Annotated in this window: 20 protein-coding genes; 11 read left to right on the plus strand and 9 right to left on the minus strand. The window is 46.0% G+C overall.

Annotation, left to right across the window (positions count from 1 at the left end; translation table 11 throughout):
* Positions 1–195 precede the first annotated feature (195 nt).
* The 3 genes from lysS to ABIE50_RS04475 all read left to right on the plus strand — a co-directional run bounded on the left by lysS (position 196) and on the right by ABIE50_RS04475 (position 3,499).
* Positions 196–1,710 (plus strand): lysine--tRNA ligase, encoded by a 1,515-nt coding sequence (lysS, locus tag ABIE50_RS04465; protein ID WP_209855446.1) that lies wholly within the window; start codon positions 196–198, stop codon positions 1,708–1,710.
* A gap of 159 nt (positions 1,711–1,869) precedes the next feature.
* Positions 1,870–2,703 carry a universal stress protein gene (locus tag ABIE50_RS04470; RefSeq protein ID WP_209855444.1) on the plus strand — a complete coding sequence of 278 codons (834 nt, stop codon included), beginning with the start codon at positions 1,870–1,872 and terminating at the stop codon, positions 2,701–2,703.
* A 37-nt stretch (positions 2,704–2,740) separates the two neighbouring features.
* Positions 2,741–3,499, plus strand: a complete 759-nt coding sequence (locus tag ABIE50_RS04475) for a DUF4197 domain-containing protein (protein ID WP_209855443.1) — start codon at positions 2,741–2,743, stop codon at positions 3,497–3,499.
* A 68-nt stretch (positions 3,500–3,567) separates the two neighbouring features.
* On the opposite strand, the gene ABIE50_RS04480 is transcribed toward ABIE50_RS04475, so the two are convergent.
* Positions 3,568–4,452 carry a flavin reductase family protein gene (locus ABIE50_RS04480; protein ID WP_209855441.1) on the minus strand — a complete coding sequence of 295 codons (885 nt, stop codon included), beginning with the start codon at positions 4,450–4,452 and terminating at the stop codon, positions 3,568–3,570.
* 2 nt (positions 4,453–4,454) lie between these two features.
* Positions 4,455–5,468 carry a fumarylacetoacetate hydrolase family protein gene (locus ABIE50_RS04485; RefSeq protein WP_209855439.1) on the minus strand — a complete coding sequence of 338 codons (1,014 nt, stop codon included), beginning with the start codon at positions 5,466–5,468 and terminating at the stop codon, positions 4,455–4,457.
* A gap of 117 nt (positions 5,469–5,585) precedes the next feature.
* Here ABIE50_RS04485 and ABIE50_RS04490 point away from each other — a divergent pair, with 117 nt between their 5' ends.
* Complete coding sequence (locus ABIE50_RS04490) at positions 5,586–6,833, plus strand: serine hydrolase (protein ID WP_209855437.1); 1,248 nt, start codon at positions 5,586–5,588, stop codon at positions 6,831–6,833.
* A 192-nt stretch (positions 6,834–7,025) separates the two neighbouring features.
* Positions 7,026–7,682, plus strand: coding sequence for a sterol desaturase family protein (locus tag ABIE50_RS04495; protein WP_209855434.1), 657 nt, complete (start codon positions 7,026–7,028; stop codon positions 7,680–7,682).
* Positions 7,683–7,730: 48 nt separating this feature from the next.
* Here the strand turns inward: ABIE50_RS04495 and ABIE50_RS04500 are convergent, their stop codons facing one another.
* The 6 genes from ABIE50_RS04500 to ABIE50_RS04525 all read right to left on the minus strand — a co-directional run bounded on the left by ABIE50_RS04500 (position 7,731) and on the right by ABIE50_RS04525 (position 12,754).
* Entirely contained in the window at positions 7,731–8,075 is a 345-nt protein-coding gene (locus ABIE50_RS04500) for a hypothetical protein (protein ID WP_209855433.1), read from the minus strand.
* Positions 8,075–9,016, minus strand: a complete 942-nt coding sequence (locus tag ABIE50_RS04505; RefSeq protein WP_209855432.1) for a DUF6263 family protein — start codon at positions 9,014–9,016, stop codon at positions 8,075–8,077. Before ABIE50_RS04505 ends, ABIE50_RS04500 begins: the two co-directional genes overlap by 1 nt.
* Positions 9,017–9,032: 16 nt before the next feature.
* Positions 9,033–9,806: a TIGR02757 family protein gene (locus tag ABIE50_RS04510; protein ID WP_209855430.1), complete on the minus strand. Its 774-nt coding sequence runs from the start codon at positions 9,804–9,806 to the stop codon at positions 9,033–9,035.
* A gap of 143 nt (positions 9,807–9,949) precedes the next feature.
* Positions 9,950–11,089 (minus strand): cystathionine gamma-synthase, encoded by a 1,140-nt coding sequence (locus ABIE50_RS04515; RefSeq protein ID WP_209855424.1) that lies wholly within the window; start codon positions 11,087–11,089, stop codon positions 9,950–9,952.
* A 377-nt stretch (positions 11,090–11,466) separates the two neighbouring features.
* A complete protein-coding gene (locus ABIE50_RS04520) occupies positions 11,467–12,060 on the minus strand; it encodes a DUF2911 domain-containing protein (RefSeq protein ID WP_209855422.1) in 594 nt (197 codons plus the stop codon).
* Between the two features lie 97 nt (positions 12,061–12,157).
* The gene (locus ABIE50_RS04525) at positions 12,158–12,754 is read right to left on the minus strand and encodes an acyl carrier protein phosphodiesterase (protein WP_209855420.1); all 597 of its coding nucleotides are present in this window, start codon (positions 12,752–12,754) and stop codon (positions 12,158–12,160) included.
* A gap of 306 nt (positions 12,755–13,060) precedes the next feature.
* On the opposite strand from ABIE50_RS04525, the gene ABIE50_RS04530 reads away from it, so the two are divergent.
* Together ABIE50_RS04530 and ABIE50_RS04535 are read left to right on the plus strand one after the other, a co-directional pair.
* Complete coding sequence (locus ABIE50_RS04530; RefSeq protein ID WP_209855419.1) at positions 13,061–13,513, plus strand: hypothetical protein; 453 nt, start codon at positions 13,061–13,063, stop codon at positions 13,511–13,513.
* A 152-nt stretch (positions 13,514–13,665) separates the two neighbouring features.
* Positions 13,666–14,640 carry a deoxyhypusine synthase family protein gene (locus tag ABIE50_RS04535; RefSeq protein ID WP_142684266.1) on the plus strand — a complete coding sequence of 325 codons (975 nt, stop codon included), beginning with the start codon at positions 13,666–13,668 and terminating at the stop codon, positions 14,638–14,640.
* Positions 14,641–14,697: 57 nt separating this feature from the next.
* Here ABIE50_RS04535 and hemW read toward each other — a convergent pair whose 3' ends face one another.
* Complete coding sequence (hemW, locus tag ABIE50_RS04540; protein WP_209855417.1) at positions 14,698–15,825, minus strand: radical SAM family heme chaperone HemW; 1,128 nt, start codon at positions 15,823–15,825, stop codon at positions 14,698–14,700.
* A gap of 218 nt (positions 15,826–16,043) precedes the next feature.
* On the opposite strand from hemW, the gene ABIE50_RS04545 reads away from it, so the two are divergent.
* From ABIE50_RS04545 to porK, 4 genes are all read left to right on the plus strand, one after another.
* Complete coding sequence (locus ABIE50_RS04545) at positions 16,044–17,120, plus strand: DUF4271 domain-containing protein (protein WP_354027873.1); 1,077 nt, start codon at positions 16,044–16,046, stop codon at positions 17,118–17,120.
* A gap of 35 nt (positions 17,121–17,155) precedes the next feature.
* Complete coding sequence (locus ABIE50_RS04550; RefSeq protein ID WP_142684263.1) at positions 17,156–17,947, plus strand: uroporphyrinogen-III synthase; 792 nt, start codon at positions 17,156–17,158, stop codon at positions 17,945–17,947.
* A 172-nt stretch (positions 17,948–18,119) separates the two neighbouring features.
* Positions 18,120–20,165: a thioredoxin domain-containing protein gene (locus ABIE50_RS04555; RefSeq protein WP_209855413.1), complete on the plus strand. Its 2,046-nt coding sequence runs from the start codon at positions 18,120–18,122 to the stop codon at positions 20,163–20,165.
* Between the two features lie 271 nt (positions 20,166–20,436).
* Positions 20,437–21,720: a T9SS ring complex lipoprotein PorK/GldK gene (gene porK / locus ABIE50_RS04560; protein ID WP_260607365.1), complete on the plus strand. Its 1,284-nt coding sequence runs from the start codon at positions 20,437–20,439 to the stop codon at positions 21,718–21,720.
* Positions 21,721–21,863: the final 143 nt, after the last annotated feature.

Below are 21,863 nucleotides of genomic sequence, written 5' to 3' on the forward strand. Positions count from 1 at the left end.
CGCAAACCGGCAACAGGCCAAATACTGCCAGATATGAAGGATTTCCGGGCAACGGTTAGTTTGGGGCTGTAAATAGCAGTGGAAGCGGTTATCTTTAATATGGTTTTCATAGGATATGGTCAAAAAATAAGAGGGCTGTAGTCTTACAGCCCTTTTTACTATTTTTGCACTCCATTAGTGCAATTAAATTACTACATGACACAATTATCTGAGCAAGAGATTATACGCCGGGAAAAATTACAGGAGCTGCATAACTTAGGTATAGACCCCTACCCTGCAGCTGAATACCCGGTTAATGATACTTCCGTGAATATAAAAGCCAATTATTCGGAAGAAACAAAAGAGAAATTCCAGGAAGTATGCCTGGCAGGCCGTATCATGAGCGTTCGCGACATGGGTAAGGCAGCATTTGCCGTTATCCAGGACAGCGTGGGCCGCATCCAGGTATATATCCGCAGGGACGATATCTGCCCGGGAGACGATAAATCGATGTACGACACCGTATTCAAGAAACTGCTGGATATCAGCGACTTTATAGGGGTTAAAGGCTATGCCTTTATCACCAAAACGGGTGAAACTTCCATTCATGCAAAGGAAATCACCATTCTGTCCAAATCACTGCGCCCCCTGCCGGTGGTAAAAGCCAAAGAAGGAGAAGTATTTGACGAGGTAACAGATCCGGAATTCAAATACCGTCAGCGTTATGCCGACCTGGTAATTAACCCGGAAGTAAAAGAAGTGTTTATTAAACGTACCCGGATCATGCAAACGATCCGCGACTTCTACAACAACCTGGGGTACCTGGAAGTGGAAACGCCTATCCTGCAGCCGATTCCCGGCGGCGCTACTGCCCGTCCGTTTATCACGCATCACAATGCGCTGGATATGCCTCTTTATCTTCGTATAGCCAACGAATTGTACCTGAAGCGCCTCATCGTGGGCGGTTTTGAAGGAGTATATGAGTTTGCAAAGGATTTCCGCAACGAGGGAATGGACCGTACGCATAACCCGGAATTTACCGTAATGGAAATGTATGCGGCCTATAAGGATTACGAATGGATGATGCGTACCACAGAGTCGCTGCTGGAAAAAATTGCCATTACCTTACACGGTACCACCCTTGTACAGGTAGGCGATAAAACCATCGATTTCAAAGCGCCGTTCCGCAGGGTATCCATGTATGAAGCCATACAGGAGCATACCGGTTTTGATATTGCCGCTATGGATGAGGCACAGCTGCGTGATGTGTGCAAACAACTGGGCATCCATGTAGACGCTAAGTTCGGCAAAGCCAAACTGATAGATGAGATTTTTGGTGAAAAATGCGAAGGCAACTATATTCAGCCAACCTTTATTACCGATTACCCGGTGGAAATGAGCCCTCTCACCAAAAAGCACCGCAGCAAAGCAGGCCTGGTAGAACGTTTTGAGCTGATGGTAAACGGTAAGGAAATTGCCAATGCCTATAGTGAGCTGAATGATCCTATTGATCAGCGTGAGCGCTTTGAAGAACAGGTGAAGCTGATGGAACGTGGCGATGATGAAGCCATGTATATTGACTACGACTTCCTGCGCGCCCTGGAATATGGCATGCCGCCTACTTCAGGTATTGGTATAGGTATTGATCGTTTAACCATGCTGATGACCAACCAGCCATCTATCCAGGATGTGCTCTTCTTCCCGCAGATGAAGCCGGAACAACAGAAATAAGATCATCTTTATAAAATAAAAGAAGGCGAATGGCTACGGTCATTCGCCTTTTTGTTTTATACAGGGTAAATGTGGCATTAAATTTTCATGAAGCGTTCATATACCAATGCACATCGTTAACTTTAAGTAGTGCTTATTAGTATCTTAAAATTAGCCCATATGAAAACAATATTAGTACCCACTGATTTTTCTGATACCGCTTATAATGCCGCTACCTACGCTATTGCGCTGGGAAACAGTTTAGGCGCCACCCGCATTGTATTGTACCACGCATATGAGCTGATTGTACCTATCCCCGATGTACCCACCATGATCCCGATGGTAAACCCGGAAGATCTGAGAGCTGCCAGCCTGGAAGGTTTGGAGAAAATGAAAAGGGAACTGGCGCCCCTGGCCGGGGAAGGAACCACGCTGCTTACGCGGGCAGACAATACCCTGCTGGCGGCAACTATTGAAGACGTATGTAAAAATGAAGGGGTAGACCTGATTGTGATGGGCATCACCGGTGGCAGTAAACTGGAGGAAGTACTGGTGGGCTCCAATACGATCGATGTAGTGAAGAATACCAGCTACCCGGTGCTGATAGTACCGGGATCCGCAAAGTATAAACATATAGAAAAGATAGTTTTTGCGGCAGACCTGCGGAAGGTGGCAGATACCACACCGGTAGAACCATTGAAAAAATTACTGCATATTTTTAATGCGGAACTGCATGTGATCAACATAGACCACGAAAGCCGTCATTTCAGTACCGATACGCCTTTTGAAACATTAATGCTGGATACGCTGCTGGAAGATTTCCACCCGGAATATCATTTCATTGATAATCCCAATGTGGTAGCTGGTATTGCGGAATTTGCCGAAGAAAATAAAGCAGACCTGATTCTCACCATTCCTAAAAAGCATGGGCTATTTGAAGGCATTTTTAAACGCAGCCGTACTTCCAAACTGGCGTACCAAACACATATACCACTGCTGACTTTACACGAATAATTTATACTTTTGAAATATTAATATTTATAATAACACTATGTTTAAACGTTCATTATTGGTACTGCTGGGCTTATTCAGCCTGCAGGCAACTCAGGCCCAGCTGCTGAAGAAACTGGGTAAACAACTGGAAACCGCTACCAACAAAAGTAGCAGTACAGGTACCGGTACTAGTACTTCTATTGCAGGTTTAACAGAATCCGATGCCGGTTCTGCCATCAAAGAGGCGCTCTCAAAAGGCGTGGCTGCCGGTATTGCAAAGCTTAATAAAAAGGATGGTTTTTTTGGAAGCGACATATACAAACTGTTGCTGCCGGAAGATGCGGTGAAAATAGGTAATACACTGCGGGCCATCGGCTTAGGTAGCCAGGTAGATAAGGCCATCCTGCAAATTAACCGTTCTGCTGAGAAGGCGGTTGGTTATGCAGCCCCTATTTTTGTAGGCGCTATCAAACAAATGACCCTTACCGATGCGCTAAACCTGGTAAAAGGCGGCAATACATCTGCCACTGATTTCTTTAAAAGCAAAACAACAGATTCCCTGAAAACCGCGTTCCGGCCGGTGATCAAGAAAACGTTGGACAGCACCAGCGCCACCCGTTATTATGCAGATATCGTAAACAACTACAACAAGCTGCCTACTACCTTCAATAAAGTAAATCCCGACCTGCAGGATTATGTAACCACTATGGCGGTAAATGCTTTATTTGATCAGATAGCAAAAGAGGAGCTGGCCATCCGTGCCAATCCTGCTGCAAGAACAACAGATCTGCTGAAGAAAGTTTTCGGCGCCAAATAATATTCAACAGCATAAAAGAAAGGGTCGGAGATCATGATCTCCGACCCTTTCTTTTATGATTTATGACGTTAATAGCTGCCCGCCAGTAATATTTGCCATGCTGCTGCTACGTTCCCCTCATCCAGTAATTTCTTTGCATAATAATGCAGTTCCTTTTCCATTTCATCCGGTGTTACACTGTAGTACTGGATAATGTTTTTGAGATGATCATCATGGAAGGTGGCATCTACAAAAGGCACTTCATGAACATTGCCCAGTTGCCCCAGGTTGTTGCCGGTAAGGATACGGCTGTTCCGGATGGCCAACGGCAACGCATCTACGCCAATGCCTAGTTTCGTATTGGGTTTAGCCACCTCGAAAACGGCATCGCCGGAGGCACGGCAATAGTAATCACCTCCCATGCGGGCCACCAGATCTATTTTATGCGGATCTATTTTGCCGTGGCTATCCAGTATGTTTTCATTGATATGCAACATTACCGGTTCGCAGATCACCAGGTTGCCGGCACCGCCATCCTGTCCTGTTTCAATGATTTGTTTAACAATACATTCCATTTGCACCGGGCTTTCCTTTACCCGGAACGGCTGTACTTTTTCCGATCTCAGCGCGGTAAATCCCGCTTTTTCAAATTCATTTACACCGGCCGGGTACTCGCAACTCGATAAGGAAGCTTGCTGCACCATGTTGTAGCTAACCACGTTGATCACTACTTCTTTTGTGGCGTATACATTTTCCAGTGTATGCTTTACCGTATTGTCGCGCACACGGCGTGAAGGGGAAAAGATCAGCGTTGGCGGATTTGAGCCAAACACGTTAAAGAAGCTGAACGGCGACAGGTTAGGTTGACCGCTGGCATCGATAGTGCTGGCAAAGCAAATAGGACGGGGTGCTATTGCCCCCAGGAGGTAAGCATGCAGCTCACTTGTTTTTACCTGTGATGGATCTATCTGCATGGTCATACTTTTTTCTTAAGTGCCAGCAGGGAGAAGTCGGTATCTTCTTTTACAATGGTATTGGATAGAATACCTAAGCCGGATACTTCCATTTCCACTACATCACCGGGTTGCAGCCATTGCTCGGTGTAATCGGGGTCATTCAGTTTGCCCGTACCATTCAGTTCCAGGAAGCAGCCGGTACCTACCGTGCCGCTGCCGATAATATCGCCGGGGAGAATATTTACCCCATAGGCACAGCGTTCCACTATTTCGGCGAAGGTCCAGTCCATATCGGCCATATTCCCTTCACTTACAGGGATGCCATTTACCTTACAGGTCATTTTCAGATTAAAGTTATTGCCGGTATGCCCTTCTTTTGCCGGCACTTTCAGGTGTTCCAGTTCATCGGCCGTTACCAGCATGGGGCCTACCACCGTACTGAAATCCTTCCCTTTGGCGGGCCCCAGGTTAAGCAGCATTTCTTCCATCTGCAGGGTGCGTGCGCTCATATCGTTCATGATCATGTATCCGCCTATATAATCGTCTGCTTCAGCAGCTGTGATATTGCGGCCTGCTTTACAGATAACGATAGCTACTTCCAGTTCAAAATCCAGTTTTTCGAAATGGTCGGGCATACATATTATTTCGCCAGGCCCCTGGATAGCGTTATGATTGGTAAAATAGAAGATCGGGTATTGATCGAACTCCGGGATCATAGGCACCTTGCGGTTACGCCTTGCTGCGGCTACGTGTTGCCGGAATGCGTACCCATCCCTGCAGGAAGTAGGGAATGGCACGGGTGAAAGCAATTGTACACTGTTTACGGGAATACCGGTAGCGGAGCCGGGGTGTTTACCTTCTTTCAGGAGGGCATCGGTCTGTTTGGCGATCTCTATCACGTCTTCCCACATCATGAGGAACATGCCCATGTTGTTAGGCAGATCTGGATGCAGTTCCTGTGTATTGTATAACAAACCGTTTACCAGGATGGCCAGCTGGTCTGTTTCTTCTCTTAAATAACTTACTAGTTTCATGGTTTGGTAATTGTTCTGGTTGTATGAAGGATCAAATATAAGAATGGTGGTTAAAAGCAGTGGCTATTTTTTTGCCTGCCGGCGAATTACTTTATATTTATAAGCAGAACCACCAATATGCGTTGCCGTTTGCTGCTACTCCTGATGTATGGCCAGTTATTAACTGTGCAGGGCCAGTCCCGCACAGATACACTGCTGAAAAACCTGTTGGACCGCGAGGCTTCACCGGCGCTCCGGCATATCCTGCAATATCCTGATTCATTCCGTTACCAGCTTATTTATACGCAAATTGACCGCGATGCCCGTAACCGTCCGCATTTTAAAAGTTATTACCTGGAGGTAGACGGCGGTAAATATTTTAACCCCGCCAGTACTGTGAAACTGCCTATTGCTTTGCTGGCGCTGGAAAAGATGCATCAGCTTAAGGTGCGGGGGCTTCACCGGAACACGCCTATGCTTACAGACAGCGCCTGGCAGGGGCAGGTAACCGTGCATACAGACAGCTCGGCAGCGAATTTGCTGCCATCTGTAGAGCATTATATCAAAAAAATATTCCTGGTCAGTGATAACGACGCCTATAACAGGTTGTATGAATTTGTGGGTCAGCGGACCATCCACGAAAAGCTATGGGCAAAAGGATATAAGGATGTGCGCATTGTGCGCCGGTTTATGCCGCTTACGGAAGAAGAGAACAGACATACCAATCCCATACGTTTTGTAGATAACGGAAAGCTGGTATACGAACAACCGGCAGCTTACAACAACCAGATATTCGATTTCAGCAGGGAAGTAAAGCTGGGGCGTGCTTACCTGGATAAAAACGACAGGCTGGTGTTTACGCCCATGGATTTTACCAAACATAATAACCTTCCGCTGATGGATTTGCAGCAGATGTTGCAGTCGGTGCTGTTTCCTGCCAGTGTACCGCTATCGCAGCGGTTTGATATAACGGAAGATGATTACCGTTTTTTATACCGCTATATGTCGCAATACCCGTCAGAAACCCTTTGGCCGAAGTATGACACCGCCGAGTATTATGACAGCTACACTAAATTCTTTTTTTTCAAGGCAGGGAAGAAAAACATTCCGCCGTATATACGTGTATTTAATAAAGCCGGCTGGTCGTACGGTTTTCTTACGGATGCAGCCTATATTGTCGATTTTAAGCATGGCGTTGAGTTTATGCTTACCGGTAACATTTACGTGAACCGGGACGGTGTTTTAAATGATAATAAATATGAATATGAAGAAGAGGGGCACCCATTTTTTAAAGAAGTGGGGGAAATAATTTACCGGTATGAATTGCAGCGGAAGCGGAAACACCGGCCTGATCTGCATAATTTCAGGATAAACTATAAAGAATGACAGGGAACAGGATAAATAGAATTTATAGCCTTATAGAGTGATATAGTGAGCGAAATAATCTACGAACGTTGTATTTTTGCGTTCGATAATGACAGCCATCTTCAAAATGCGCATCATTTTTGAGGCGGCTGCCAGGGTAAATAAGGAAGGTTTTATTCATGTCCCGTAACTGCACTCTAAAATTTGGGAGCTATGAAGTTTGAAAAGATTAAGAACAAAGGACAGGCAAGATTATTTGAAAGCCAGTATCTTGAGATGCTTACCAAAACGCATCCATTGGTGATCTGGGGGCTGTATCTGCCCATTATTGGCTATATGCTTTATTATAGCCACAACACCTTAGGTTTTACACCCGGTACAGTTGCAGCTATATTCGTTGGGGCCATGTTATTCTGGTCGTTTTTTGAGTATCTCATGCATCGCTTTTTGTTTCACTTCGCAAGTGATAACCCCAGGGTGCAGCGTTTCATTTACGTAATGCATGGTAACCACCATGAGTATCCGAGAGACAAGCAGCGTTTATTTATGCCTCCGGTGCCCAGCCTGATACTGGCTTCCGCCATCTTTGGCATGCAGTATATCTTCCTGCGTGAAATCACATTTATGTTTTTCCCTGGTTTTATCCTGGGATACCTTATCTATGGAAGCATGCACTATGCCATTCATGCGTGGAACCCGCCACTGAAGTTTATGAAGCCATTGTGGCGTAACCACCATCTTCACCATTATAAGAGCGAGGATAAGGGCTTTGGAGTGAGTTCTTCTGTATGGGATCATGTATTCGGTACTTTCTTCGACCTGGAAAAGGAAAAAGAAGATAAGGAAAAAGTGAAGGAACTGACATTTTAAGTTTTTAAAGAAGAAGGGGTGATGCTTACGCGTCACCCCTTCTTCTTTTTACCATCTTTCTTCATCGTCGGGCAAATCATGTTGTTTGTATGTGGCCCGGGATATTATTTTTTGCAGTTGCCTTTCAATAATCAGTGCGGCAATGGCCTTATACGGATCCTCTCCTGTAGTTGCTGCGTCCTCCAGTATTCCTTTCACTTTTTTTTCCGCCACATCAGTACGGTACAGCAGGAAAATGAACCTGGAAAAATCTTCGCTGATGAGCTGCTGTAATTTGCCTGCGAGTATCTCCCATAGTTGTTCATAACTAACATTCACGGGCACACTTATTTCAAAGTTGTCCTGTGCCCATGCGGCTGTTTCCCGGAGATATTGCGCTGGCAATGCAGTCATTACTTCATCTGTTTTATTTTATACGATGCATTGGTAACTACCTTTACGGGTACTTTCAGGTCGTGCTTAATACGTTTTGCCTTATCCGCTTTATAGGTATAGTTGCCAGACATCTCGGTGTTTTGCACGCAAATGCCTGGTAAGCCGCTGCTGCGGTTAATCAGGTAGTTGGAAGAGGTAGTACCGCTGATCTCTGCGGTAGCTTTGATGCCATCGTCAAGGGTGAGCATTTGCACCTTATCTGTGTTGATTTTAGAGGTGCCGCCAACTTTGGCGGTTTGTGCATCCCAGGTTTGCAGGTTCCAGTAAAGGTCTATCCGGCCTACAAGCCCGCCACGCAGCGGTACATTTTCTTCCCATTGCGTGCCGGTTTTAATGCCATGGGCGGGATACATGATGAGCAGTTGTTCCAGCCAGCTTTGGAAAGCTTCTGTTCCAAACTGGTCTTTCATCAATTTTTTATAGGCTTCCTGTTCATCTTTTTTTAGCGAGCTGAAAGCGCTGGACGCATTGTCCAGTATGCCTTCCAGGCCGTCTATTTTATTGATGATCCCGGTGGACTGAACTTCTACGGTGAAGGGTTGGTCCAGTACTTTTTTCAGGCCGGCCTGGAAGGGTTCTTCCTGTTTGGTGACCTTTGCATCTACGAAGATGTTCTGGTTTTTGGCGTTGAAATTGAACTTGAGATCTTTATAGCGAAAGGTGAGCGTGGTTTTGCCCGGCTCCACGGCCGTTACTTCCATCGCAATAATGTTGTTATAATCGCGGGTGGTCCGTTGCACTACTTCATTTACCGTCATATAGGTTTCGCTCCGGCTCTTCTGTTCCAGTTCAAACAGTTCACCTTTATTGAAAGTATATTTCAGATCCACATATTCCTGTGCTTTAGCGGATAAAGACAGTGTTACTACCATTGCAATCAGTCCCAGGATTCTTTTCATTATCATGTTTATTTTATCAGACATATTTTTCTATCACTCCCAGGCCAAATAAGGCAAAGTCATATTTGGCAGGATCATCAGGATCCAGTTTCTTCAACTGGTGTGTGAGAGCGGTGGCTGTTTTCCAGTCGGCCTTCGCTTCCTCTATTATTCCCAGCCTGGTGGCCACTCTGCTTACGTGTACATCCATCGGGCATACCAGTTGTGAAGGTGATATGTGCTGCCAAAGCCCAAAATCCACGCCATTTTCGTCATTTCTCACCATCCAGCGTAAATACATATTCAAACGCTTGCAGGCAGAGTTCTTGGCCGGTGTAGCAATATGCTTACCGGTCCTTTCCGGGTGTTCCAGGGCAAAAAATACTTTCCTGAACCCTATCAGGGCTTTTTCCACATTTTCATCCTGTGGGGTGATGTGAGCGCTGAAGGCAAATTCCAGCGATGTTACATTCATGTAATAATGCTGGAGGAATTCCACAAAATACAGCAGATCCAGGCCGTTGAAGGTGCGGTGGCAGAAGGAAAGTAATTTCATGCGGTCCTTCGGCTGATGATGGCGGATAAAATCATAGGGGGAATCGTCCATCATTTTCATCAGCTCTGTGCATTTGTTGATGATACTGGTACGGTTCCCCCATGCCAGTACTGCTGCAAAAAGGCCGGCGATTTCAATATCCTGCAATACACTAAACCGGTGTGGTATGCTAACAGGATCGTTAGCAATAAAGTCCGGGTGATTATAATATGCCGCCTTGGCATCTAAGAACTCCCTTAGTTTCTGGATCTTCATAAGTTAAATCACGTGTATTACCATAAGCTTTTTTATACCGGAATTTTCCATTCAGATATAAAAAGGCGCTGGATATGGTTAGGATAAATATTTACGCTCCCGGTAAAGATAATTTTTACCGCATAAGAATTAAAATCTATTACTTAACCGATAGCTTTTGCGAGATCCCCGGTCAGGTCGTCTGCATCTTCAATACCTACGCTCAGCCGGATCAGGGAGTCGGCAAGGCCGTTCTTTATTCTTTCTTCACGGGGAATGGAGGCATGCGTCATGCTGGCAGGATGGCCTATCAGTGATTCTACCCCTCCCAGTGATTCTGCCAGGGCAAAGAGCTGGGTGCTGCCCAGGATCCGGTTGGCCGCTTCCAGACTATCGTCTTTCAGGGTAAAGGACATCATTCCTCCGAAACCTCTCATTTGTTGTTTGGCGATATCATGATTGGGGTGGTCGGTGAATCCCGGCCAGTATACCTTATCCACTTTGGGGTGGTTGCGGAGGAAGTTGGCTACCACCTCCCCGTTTTCACAATGGCGCTGCATGCGCACATGCAATGTTTTAATACCACGCAGTACGAGGAAGCAGTCTTGCGGACCCGGTACAGCGCCGCAGCTGTTCTGGATAAAGTACAGTTGCCTGGCGAGTTCTTCATTTTTTACAATTACCGCACCGTGCACCACATCGCTGTGCCCTCCCAGGTACTTGGTAGCCGAATGCAGAACAATATCGGCGCCCAGGTCCAGCGGGTTTTGCAGGTACGGTGAGGCAAAGGTATTATCCACGCAAAGGATTACTTCGCTTTTGCGGGCTATGGTGGCACAGGCTGCAATATCTATGATCTTTAAAAGCGGGTTGGTAGGAGTTTCCAGCCATATCATCCGGGTTTGGGGGGTAATATGGGACTCTATGTTCCTGGCATCAGACATGTCTATAAACCGGAACCTGATACCATAGCGTTCAAACACTTTGGTAAAGATCCGGTAGGTACCCCCGTAGAGGTCATTTGTGGCAATTACTTCATCACCGGGGCTGAGGAGCTTCATAACCGCATCTGTGGCAGCGAGACCGCTGCCAAAAGAGATACCGTGCGTACCGTTTTCAATGGCTGCCAATGCGTTCTGAAGGGCGTCACGGGTAGGATTCTGTGTCCGGGCGTATTCATAGCCCTTATGCACCCCCGGCGCACTCTGTACATAGGTAGATGTTTGAAAGATCGGCGTCATAATAGCGCCGGTTGACGGATCGGGAGCTACACCTGCGTGTATGAGTTTTGTACCCAGCTTCATGTCTTAAATAGTTTAGAATGATCAATTTTGGTGGTTTCCAAATATACTCCAGTTTTTGCGATTGGCGGGTTACAATTGATAAAGGACAAACTTGTCCATTTTAGCTGATACCAAAAATATGAGCGCATAAATTTCAACGCTTACGAACATTTTTATATCGTTCACCAATTAGCTACTAACGGATATGGTTAATCGCGCTAAATTCGTTTTAGGTTTTTCATAGGATATGGTTAAAATTCTTAAGGCGGTATTCTTACCGCTTTTTCTTTTTAAAGCAACAGCTGTGTAAACAGTTTTCGTATAAACGTTACCGGGGCGAAGTAAATGCAGTGTGCTACTGCTTTACTTCGCCCCGGCGGCATTTTATATTGTAGGTGTTATTTCTTTTTTGCAACAGCGGTTTCCGTCCACTTAATAGGCAGGCTTACGCTTACTTTATCCCAGGCAATGATAAGATTTGCGCCGGGATCTCCCTTTTCAAATACCATTGTAAATGCTTCTACCGGCGTATCCAGCGACAATACAGGAAGAGCAGTTCTCACCACATCTTTTTTCTGATCGTATTTAAAAGCGCCCCATACATCAGTGTCTTTGTTCAGGATGATGGTCCAGGTTTTTTCTGTTGGGATAGCATACAGGGTATAACGTCCTTTCGGAATGTTCTTTCCGGCTATGATCACCGGTCTGAAAAATTCAATCTCAGTAGCTTCATTAGCGCCCAACCGCCATATTTTGCCGTATTCCTCCAGGTTTCCAAAGATATCCCTTCCTTTTGTCTGGGGGCGGCTGTAAATAACCCTGGCTACCAGGGAGCCAGGTTCGCCTTTTACTTTTACAACATAGGGATACATTACAGGGTAATAGGCCATATCCATCGGGCTGGCATCAAGTGGTGGTAGTTTTTTATCCTGTGCGGCAGCGCTGAAACCAATCAAACCTGCTACAAAGGCAAAAAGGAGAACTTTTTTCATCATCCTGGGAAGCTTTATTTCTTTTATAGATTATTGGCGGCAAACCTACTTTTTTTTAAGGAATCTGAAAAGCGTAGTTCTCTCATTTAACAAGCCGTTAGCGGTTTTCGGTTTGCAGCAGTCCTTTCACGTAAGCCTGCAGCTCGGGGAAGAAATCCTGGTAGCATTTTTTCAGCGCGGCATAATGCTCCATAAACACGGCAAATACAATACTGTTGTCTGTTTCCAGGTATTTGGCCCGGCGTGCTACTCCCCTGATGGAGCTGGAAATACCATCGGTGCTATGGTAATTATACAACCAGTTATAGGCCTGCATGTGCTCAAACATCTGCAGAAAAGCCGGCGGCAGCTGCCCGGCGCGCTGATTCACCTGGCTGTAAACGTAACGGGCAAACGAATATAGTGAGTTGTTGGTAAAGCGCTCAGGATCAGTGGCCAGGAAATGATCGTACACGAGATCAGTGAATACGCCGCTGTATAATCCGCACGACGGGCGGAAAAATTGTTTGGCCCTGGCCGTTACCGGATGTTGGTCAGTAAAGTTGTCGATAGCCCGGTGTATGCGGATGCCCTGCTGAATCCCTTCCGTGTAGGCCAACAAGCCCTTTTTGCCCTTTACAAAATCGGCAATGAGATTACCGGTGATCAGTTCCGGCTGGTTAAACGATAAATAAGCATGGGCCAGGTAATTCATCGTCTCAAGGTACGTATTTATACGCCAATTGGCAGTGGCCGGTCCGTCCGGCCCGGAACCTTATCCATTTTAACAATTTCTTAACTCTACCCCAAGCAACATTGGCAGGTTGGCACCAACAAACAGGCTATGGCTGGTCTTTACAGGCCGTTGTCCGCCACCGGTCAGGCGGACGTTCATTAGCGGATAGCCCAACTAATCATGTGCTCCCACCAGTAAAGTATGCCTTGACCACCAGTCACTTTGGGGCGTAGCTTTGACTCATCGAAACAAAAAAAATTACAATCACCATAAATTTTTTCCGCCATGAAAAAACTTATTGTATTAATCAGTGCAGCGCTTATGCTGAGTGCAAATGTGCTTTTTGCAAGCCCTTATGAAACTACTGTTAACAACAAGATCAACAGTACATTCAACGAATCTTTTACCGGTGCAACCGATGTGAAGTGGTATACAGAGGATAATAAAACCTTTACCGCCAAGTTTACCATGAGCAATACGAAAGTAACCGCTTTCTTTAAAGAAGATGGTACCCTGCTGGCCACTTCCCGATACCTGCTGGGTGATCAGCTACCACTGAGAGTGCTCAGCAAACTGAATAAGAAGTATTCCAATAGCAGCATTTATTGTGTAGTGGAATATGCATCTTCAGAAAATGTGGTATATTTTGTAACACTGGAAAGCACCGATACCTGGACGGTGATCAAAACAGATGCAGAGGCCAATATGAAAGTATACAGCCGTTTGAAAAAAGCTTAGTTTTAGTAGTGTTAAAAATACAGGGCCTGTGGCATTTGCCGCGGGCCCTTTTGTTTTATCCCCACGCCCTTGCCCCTGCAAAAATTATCTTAACTTTGCCCCCTGTTAAGGCTTTATTAGCCAGACCGTTAATGTATAAATGATTAAATGACATGAATAAGGGACCTGTTTCTCAATTTATCCAGCACCATTACCGTCACTTTAATGCAGCTGCATTGGTGGATGCTGCCAAAGGATATGAAACACATCTGCTGGAAGGCGGTAAAATGATGGTGACATTAGCCGGGGCGATGAGCACGGCTGAACTGGGCATTTCTTTCGCGGAAATGATCCGTCAGGGTAAAGTGGATATCATTTCCTGCACCGGTGCCAACCTGGAAGAGGATATCATGAACCTGGTAGCGCATACACACTATAAGAGAGTACCCAACTACCGTGATCTGAGCCCGCAGGAAGAATGGGATCTGCTGGAGCAGGGCTTCAACCGCGTTACAGATACCTGTATCCCGGAAGAAGAAGCTTTCCGCCGTATTCAGAAGCATATCTACAAAATATGGAAAGACGCTGAAGAAGCCGGTGAACGCTATTTCCCACATGAATTCATGTACAAGCTCCTGTTGAGCGGTGTCATGAAAGAGCATTATGAAATTGATCCTAAGAACAGCTGGATGATCGCTGCTGCCGAAAGAAATATTCCTATCATTGTTCCGGGTTGGGAAGACAGCACCATGGGTAATATCTTCGCATCTTACTGCATCAAGGGTGATCTGAAAACGTCTACCATGAAAAGCGGTATTGAATACATGATCTACCTGTCTGAATGGTACCGTAAAAACTCTGCTGGTAAAGGTGTTGGTTTCTTCCAGATCGGTGGCGGTATTGCGGGCGACTTCCCCATCTGCGTGGTACCGATGATGTACCAGGATCTTGAGTGGACAGATGTGCCTTTCTGGGGTTACTTCTGCCAGATATCCGATTCTACTACTTCCTATGGTTCTTACTCAGGCGCAGTGCCTAATGAAAAAATCACCTGGGGTAAACTGGATATCAACACACCTAAGTTTATCGTGGAATCAGATGCTACCATTGTGGCCCCGCTGATGTTTGCGTATATCCTGGGATGGTAACTAAGCATTGTGAATGTTTATATAACAGGCAGCGGAGATCATTTCCGCTGCCTTTTTTTATAAGATAAATAGCTCGCCTGCTATTCCATCTGCAAACAGGCGGCCGGCTTTTGTTAACCGTAACGTTTCCCCTACCCGCTCTATGCGGCCCATCCTGATATAGGGCTCGCTATGTGCCAGCAGGTGAATGCTATGATCCGTCCCGAATTTTTCCGACACCCATTCCAGGTTACATCCGGCCGAAGTGCGGAGGGAGGTCATAACGTACTCATTAAACTGCATGGCGGTAGTGAGGGATTCAATTTCAAAAGGCACTTTACCGGCTGCTATACTTTTGATGTATTGTGGATTACTGGCAATGTTCCATTGCCTGGAAGTGCCGTTGAATGAATGTGCCGATGGTCCCAGGCCAAGATAGGGCTTACCCTGCCAGTAGCTGCTGTTATGCCGGGAGTGCCATCCAGGCAGAGCGAAATTGGAGATTTCGTAATGTTCATATCCTGCGGCGCCCAGCCATTCCATCAGCATTTCAAAATGTTGTGCCGCCTTATCCGGATCAGTGGCAGCCATTTTCTTTTTCGTTATAAAGTGATCCAGTGCTGTTCCTGGTTCCACGGTAAGTGCATAACACGATAAATGCGGAATACCCAGGGCAATGGCCCGCCTTACATTTTGCTCCCAACCCTCATCCGTGAGGGTAGGCCCTCCGTAAATGAGATCGATGGTGATATTCTGAAATCCCAGGTCCTGCGCCAGTTTGATACAATCCTGCGCCTGCCGGCTATTGTGCGCACGGTTCATCCAGGTAAGGTCTTCTTCATGGAATGACTGTACGCCTATGCTCAGCCGGTTGATGCCGGCAGCTTTGAGTTGGGTCAGTTTTTCAGCGGTAAGATCGTCGGGGTTAGCTTCCAGGGTAATTTCTGCATCCGGCGCCACGTTGAAGGTAGTGCGAAGGTGCATTAGCAATGCAGTGAGCTCCTGCTCCTTCAGCAGGCTTGGAGTGCCGCCACCAAAGTAAATAGTATGTACCGGCTCCTCCCCCAGGTAGTTTTTTTGCAGGGTGATTTCCTGCAACAGGCTGTTTACCATTGTTCCCTGTTGCGCCAACGAGGTGGAAAAATGGAAATTGCAGTAGTAACAGGCCTGCCTGCAAAAAGGGATATGTAAATAAATTCCGGCCATGGCGTTTTTTATAATTTGTTACCTGTATTGGCCGCAAAGATACCTTCTTCCCCTTACTACACCCCGGTCAACTATGGACTATTTTAATATATTTGCGATATCAAAATTGCGTTTCCTTTTTGTTATGTGGGCCGGACGTTGTTAATTGCTGTTGATTCCTTCTTTGGAAACGTGTTATTGAAAAACCGATTTAAAAATCATTGCAAAATATTTTCCTGGTGCGAAACTGGTTACTGCTGTTATTCATTTTTGGTTATTTGCCGGTTTGGGCGCAAACAACAGATTCCGCTGCGGCGACGGCAGTAAAGAAAAAGCCGGTGGCTACCCGTACCGTTGCAGATTCACTGCGTCCGAAACCACGTACCACGCCTGTCAGGAAAGACAGTACCAGGGCCGTTTTACCGGCAATTGCGCGGGCAGGTAAGGATTCTGCAAAGTCAGGGAAGGATTCTGCCACCCTGAAAACAGACAGCCTTGCCCTGGCGGCAGCGCCTAAAGTAAAGCCGGTATCTGCCCCCCCCCCCCCCCCCCCCCCCCCCCCCTATGATCTTTACCTGAAGAAGATATCGCAGGAAAACATCTTCCTGAAACCCGGCAAGCCCAGGTTTGTGGATACTAACCCGATAAGGCCCTACCGTAATATGGACTGGCTGATCTACCTGATGGCCGGTGTATTGCTGGTACTGAGTATCATCCGCTTGTCCTACAGGAAATATTTCTCTGATCTGTTCCGGGCGTTTCTCAATCCCACATTGAGCCAGCGCCAGTTGAAAGACCAGCTGTCGCAGTCGCCTTTCCCAAACCTGCTGCTGAATATTTTCTTTGCCATTGCACTGGGACTGTATTTTTACCTGGTATTGTACCGTCAGCAGGTATTTCCACAGGCTGAGCCGTGGTTGCTTATACCCGGACTGATATTAATGGTAGCCGTGGTATATGGTTTCAAATACGTTATGCTGCGGTTTTGCGGATGGTTGTTCGGGAATTCTGAACTGGCAGATGCCTATATTTTCATTCTTTACCTGATTAACAAAATTCTTGGGGTGTTACTGGTGCCGTTTTTGGTGATTATTGCCTTTTGTTCGCCGGAAATAGCGCGTACTTTCCTATATATATCTTTGTTTTTTATTGTATTACTTATTATCTACAGGTATATTAGATCTTATTCTCTGGTTCGGCAGTACCTATCTTTCAGTAAATTGCATTTTTTTCTTTACCTTTGCGCTTTCGAAGTAGCGCCTGTTTTAATATTAACCAAGGTGCTGCAGAATATCTGGTTAACTGGTAATCCCTGATTATCGCCTATTGTTAACACAAGAGCAAAAAAAGTATGATAAAAGGCGGGCCAAAAAAAGATTTGCAAGGAAAACAAATTCAGTCAATCCTAATTTCTCAACCTAAGCCTGAAACAGAAAAGTCACCCTACTTTGATCTGGCCAGGAAATTCAATATAAAATTGGATTTTTATCCGTTCATAAGGGTCGAAGGTTTGCCAGCGAAGGAGTTCAGAAAACAGAAAATCGACATTCTCAGCTATACGGCAGTGATTTTCACCAGCCGTAATTCGGTAGACCACTTTTTCCGGATCTGCGAAGAAATGAAGATTAAGGTGTCACAGGAATGCAAATACTTTTGTATTACTGAAGCAGTTGCGTTGTACCTGCAGAAATTCATTCTCTACCGGAAACGGAAGGTATTTTATGGGGCAGACGGTTCTACCAAAGGAGTGCTGGAAGTGATGAACAAACACCGGGACAATGAAAAATTCCTTTTCCCGAGCTCCGATAGCCAGAAAAAAGATATTGAAGAATGGTTGAAAGCGAACAAGTGCGACTATGCCACTGCTACTCTTTACAAAACTGTTTCAACTGATGTAAAGGAGGTATTGGCAGCTACTGCTTATGATATGATCGTGTTTTTCAGTCCTTCCGGTGTGAAATCGTTGTTTGAGAACATGCCGGAGTTTGTGCAGAATGGGACGCATATCGGCGCCTTTGGCCCAACTACTTCTGCCGCTGTGGAAGAAGCAGGATTGAGACTGGATGTAAAGGCTCCGCTTCCGCAGGCGCCATCTATGGCAGCTGCACTGGAGCAATACCTGACAACCCTGTCAAAAAAGTAAGCATTTTTACTGCAATAAAACTGGCAGGGATGGCATTGTGCCATCCCTGTTTTTTTGCTGCAATGTCAATGCAGGGGCTGTTTCCAAAATATTTCTTTATAATCCTGAAAAAATAAATTTCTTTGTAGAAGAAATAGAAGATCAATCATTATTTATCGAGTAGGGGGAATCCATGAATAAGCTTATCAGTGAAACCAGTCCATATCTGCTGCAGCATGCGCATAATCCTGTAAACTGGTATCCGTGGGGGGAAGAGGCGCTGCAACGTGCGTTGCAGGAGGATAAACCTATACTGGTAAGTATTGGGTACGCTGCATGCCATTGGTGCCACGTAATGGAGCGGGAGAGCTTTGAGCAGGAGGCCACGGCTGCCATCATGAACGAGCATTTCATTAATATCAAGATAGACCGTGAGGAGAGACCGGACCTGGATCATATTTACATGGATGCAGTGCAGGCTATGACCGGCGCTGGTGGCTGGCCACTGAACGTTTTTCTTACACCCGACAGGAAACCTTTTTACGGGGGGACATATTTCCCGCCGGTGAAGGCATACAGCCGTCCTTCCTGGACAGATGTGCTGCTGTCGCTGGCCGATGCGTTCCGGCATAAGCGCGACGAAATTGAGACCCAGGCCGATAACCTTGTACAGCATATCCGGCAATCGGCCCAGTTTGGCCAGCAGCCAGGTTTACATCTGGATATTCCTTTTGAGGAATTATTTACCAAAGCGCAATGTGATACTATCTGCGAAAATATACTGAAGCAGGCAGATACCCGGTGGGGCGGTTTCGGACGGGCGCCCAAATTCCCGCAAACGTTTACCATTGCTTACCTGTTGCGGTATCACCATGCCTACCAGCATCAGGAAGCGCTGCAGCAGGCGTTGTTGTCGCTCGATAAAATGTTGCAGGGAGGCCTTTACGACCAGCTGGGCGGTGGTTTTGCCCGTTATTCCACCGACGAAAAATGGCTGGCTCCTCATTTTGAAAAGATGCTGTATGATAATGCCTTGTTGCTGGATGTGCTGTGCGACGCTTACCAGCTTACGCACAATGAGGTATATGCACAAACGATCAGGGACACGATGAGTTTTATAACCCGTGAAATGACCTCGCCGGAGGGGGGCTTTTATGCCGCCCTGGATGCGGATTCTGAGGGAGTGGAGGGGAAATTTTATACCTGGAGCCAGGCGGAGATCCAACATATACTCGGGGAGCAGGCAAAGCCTTTTTGCGAGTATTATGATGTTACAGAACATGGCAACTGGGAAGAGCAGAATATATTATGGGTGCAGCAGCCCCTGGAGGCTTTTGCTGCAGAGAGAGGATATGATGCAGGTATTTTCGGGGTGATGTTAAAGGGTTGCCGTGAAAAGCTGCTGGCAGTAAGGGCGAACCGGATCAGGCCAGGTTTGGATGATAAGATCCTGCTGGGGTGGAATGCCCTGATGGTGCATGCCTGCTGTAAAGCTTATGCAGCCCTGGGTGATCCGGCTTACCGGGAGATGGCTGTCCGCAATATGGATTTCTGTTTAGCCAGTTTCCGCCAGGAGACTGCCGGTGGCGGGTTTTACCATACCTGGAAACAGCAGCAGGCGAAGTACCCTGCATTCCTGGATGACTATGCATGTTTGATCCGGGCGTTGATAGCTTTACAGGAAATCACCGGCGATACCCGGTATTTATATGAGGCACGGGATATTACAGCATTTGTAACCGCTCATTTCAGTGATGAAAGCGGCTTGTTTTTTTACTATACTATTGAGGGCCAGAACGATGTGATAGTACGGAAGAAGGAAGTGTACGATGGTGCAGTGCCCAGCGGTAATGCGGTAATGATGCAAAACCTTTGGTACCTTTCTGTTGTTTTTGATCGGAAAGAATGGGCGGATCGATGTGTGGAGGCTGTTTCCAGCCTTTCGCAAACAATAATCAGATACCCTACTTCGTTTGGCGTGTGGGCGAGCCAGTTATTGCAGCTGGTAAAAGGCACTCCTGAACTGGCCATTGTTGGAAAAGATTACAGGGAAAGGATGGAGGAGGCAGGAAAATGGTTCCTCCCATACAGGGTACTTGTGGGCGCCAGGGAAAATATTCCGGAGATTCCCCTGCTGACCGGACGGGAACAGGAGAATGAGACGCTGGTGTATTTATGTAAAGATTATCATTGCATTAAGCCGGTACATTATATAGAAGAAATTGTTAATTTAATATAATATTTATGTAACTTGCCCCTTGTAAGGGAGGGTTTAGATTCAATAAATGTTATTACGTTTATATAATAAAATGTTAAAAGAAGCGTTTAAACTAGTTACAGACCGGATATAAGGCGAATTGAAAAAGTTGGATAAAAAGTCACTACGGATTAAAATAAATTATTACATTTGCTATCTTTCATATAAACAAAGCGGGTGAAAAAATGAGAAATGTGTTCCCTTGCATACAGGCAAATCACACCAGGCTGGTTAATAGAAAAAACATATTCTGATGAAAGCTACCCTTATGAAGCTTAACTATGTAAAAGGTCTGTTGGCAGTTTTGCTGGTTTCCCTGCTGGCCAGCTGTGGCGGTAGTAAAACCCCAAAAAATGCACAAGGGCAATTGATCGGCGTGAGTCCGAGACCGAAGTACACTCCCCCTGTACCGTACGGAATGGTATACATACCAGCCGGAACTTTTCACATGGGTCCCAGTGATGAGGACGTAAACTATGCGTATACGGCGCGTAACAAGTCGATTTCCATTTCCGGTTTCTACATGGATGCTACGGAAATCACGAATAACGAGTACCGCCAGTTCGTGAATTGGGTACAGGACTCAATTGCGCATATTTTACTGGGGCATGTAAAATCTGATGATGGTCATGATATAATTGACTGGAAGCAGAAGATTGTATATAAAGATAAGGCGACCATGGAAAAGCTGGATGCGATGGTATATACCGAAGCAGACCGGTTATATGGCCGTAAGGATATTGACGTAGGCAAACTGATATACCATCAGGAAACCTTTAACTGGGATAAAGCGAAGCTGAGAGAGAATTTCGGCAAGCCGCGCTCTACTTTTATAGTAAAGAAAGATGTGCCCATTTACCCGGATACACTGTGCTGGATCAGGGATTTCTCTTACGCCTACAACGAGCCGATGACACGTATGTACTTCTGGCACCCGGCGTTCGACAACTATCCGGTAGTAGGTGTAAACTGGCACCAGGCGACAGCTTTCTGTGAGTGGAGAAGTAAGTTCTGGGAAGACTACCGCGCCAGCAAGAAGCTGTTTACGGAAGATAAATTCCAGTTGCCTTCTGAAGCGCAGTGGGAATATGCCGCCCGCGGCGGAAGAGAGCAAACGCCTTACCCATGGGGTGGTTACTATATCCGTAATAAAAAAGGATGTTTGCTGGCTAACTTCAAACCCGGCAGAGGTAACTATCCGGAAGACGGTGGTTTTTATACCGTTCGTGCAGATGCTTACTGGCCTAATGACTATGGTTTATACAACATGTCCGGCAACGTTGCGGAATGGACAGCAGATATCTTTTACGAAAACGCCTATTCTTTCACATCAGATATGAACCCATATCTGAGAATGGATGTGCCGGATGACGCACCATTAAAGATGAAACGTAAAGCAATCAGGGGTGGTTCCTGGAAAGACGTGGGATATTTCCTTCAAACCGGTACCAGAACTTATGAGTACCAGGACAGTTCGAAATCCTATGTTGGTTTCAGATGTACCATTGCCCTTAGCAGACGAGTAAAGCACAGATAGAGATAGGATAATTAAAACCGGTAATAGCCTGTATTTATTAACACCAAAGAAACCTTTGTAGTATGTACACTATTATGAGTAAATCAGTGAGAATTAACTATTCCATACAGACTTTAACTAACATTTTAACCAGTAAATTTTAA

Origin of the sequence: Chitinophaga sp. OAE865 (assembly GCF_040546735.1) — a bacterium.
In the GTDB taxonomy this organism is placed as follows: Bacteria; Bacteroidota; Bacteroidia; order Chitinophagales; family Chitinophagaceae; genus Chitinophaga; species Chitinophaga polysaccharea_A.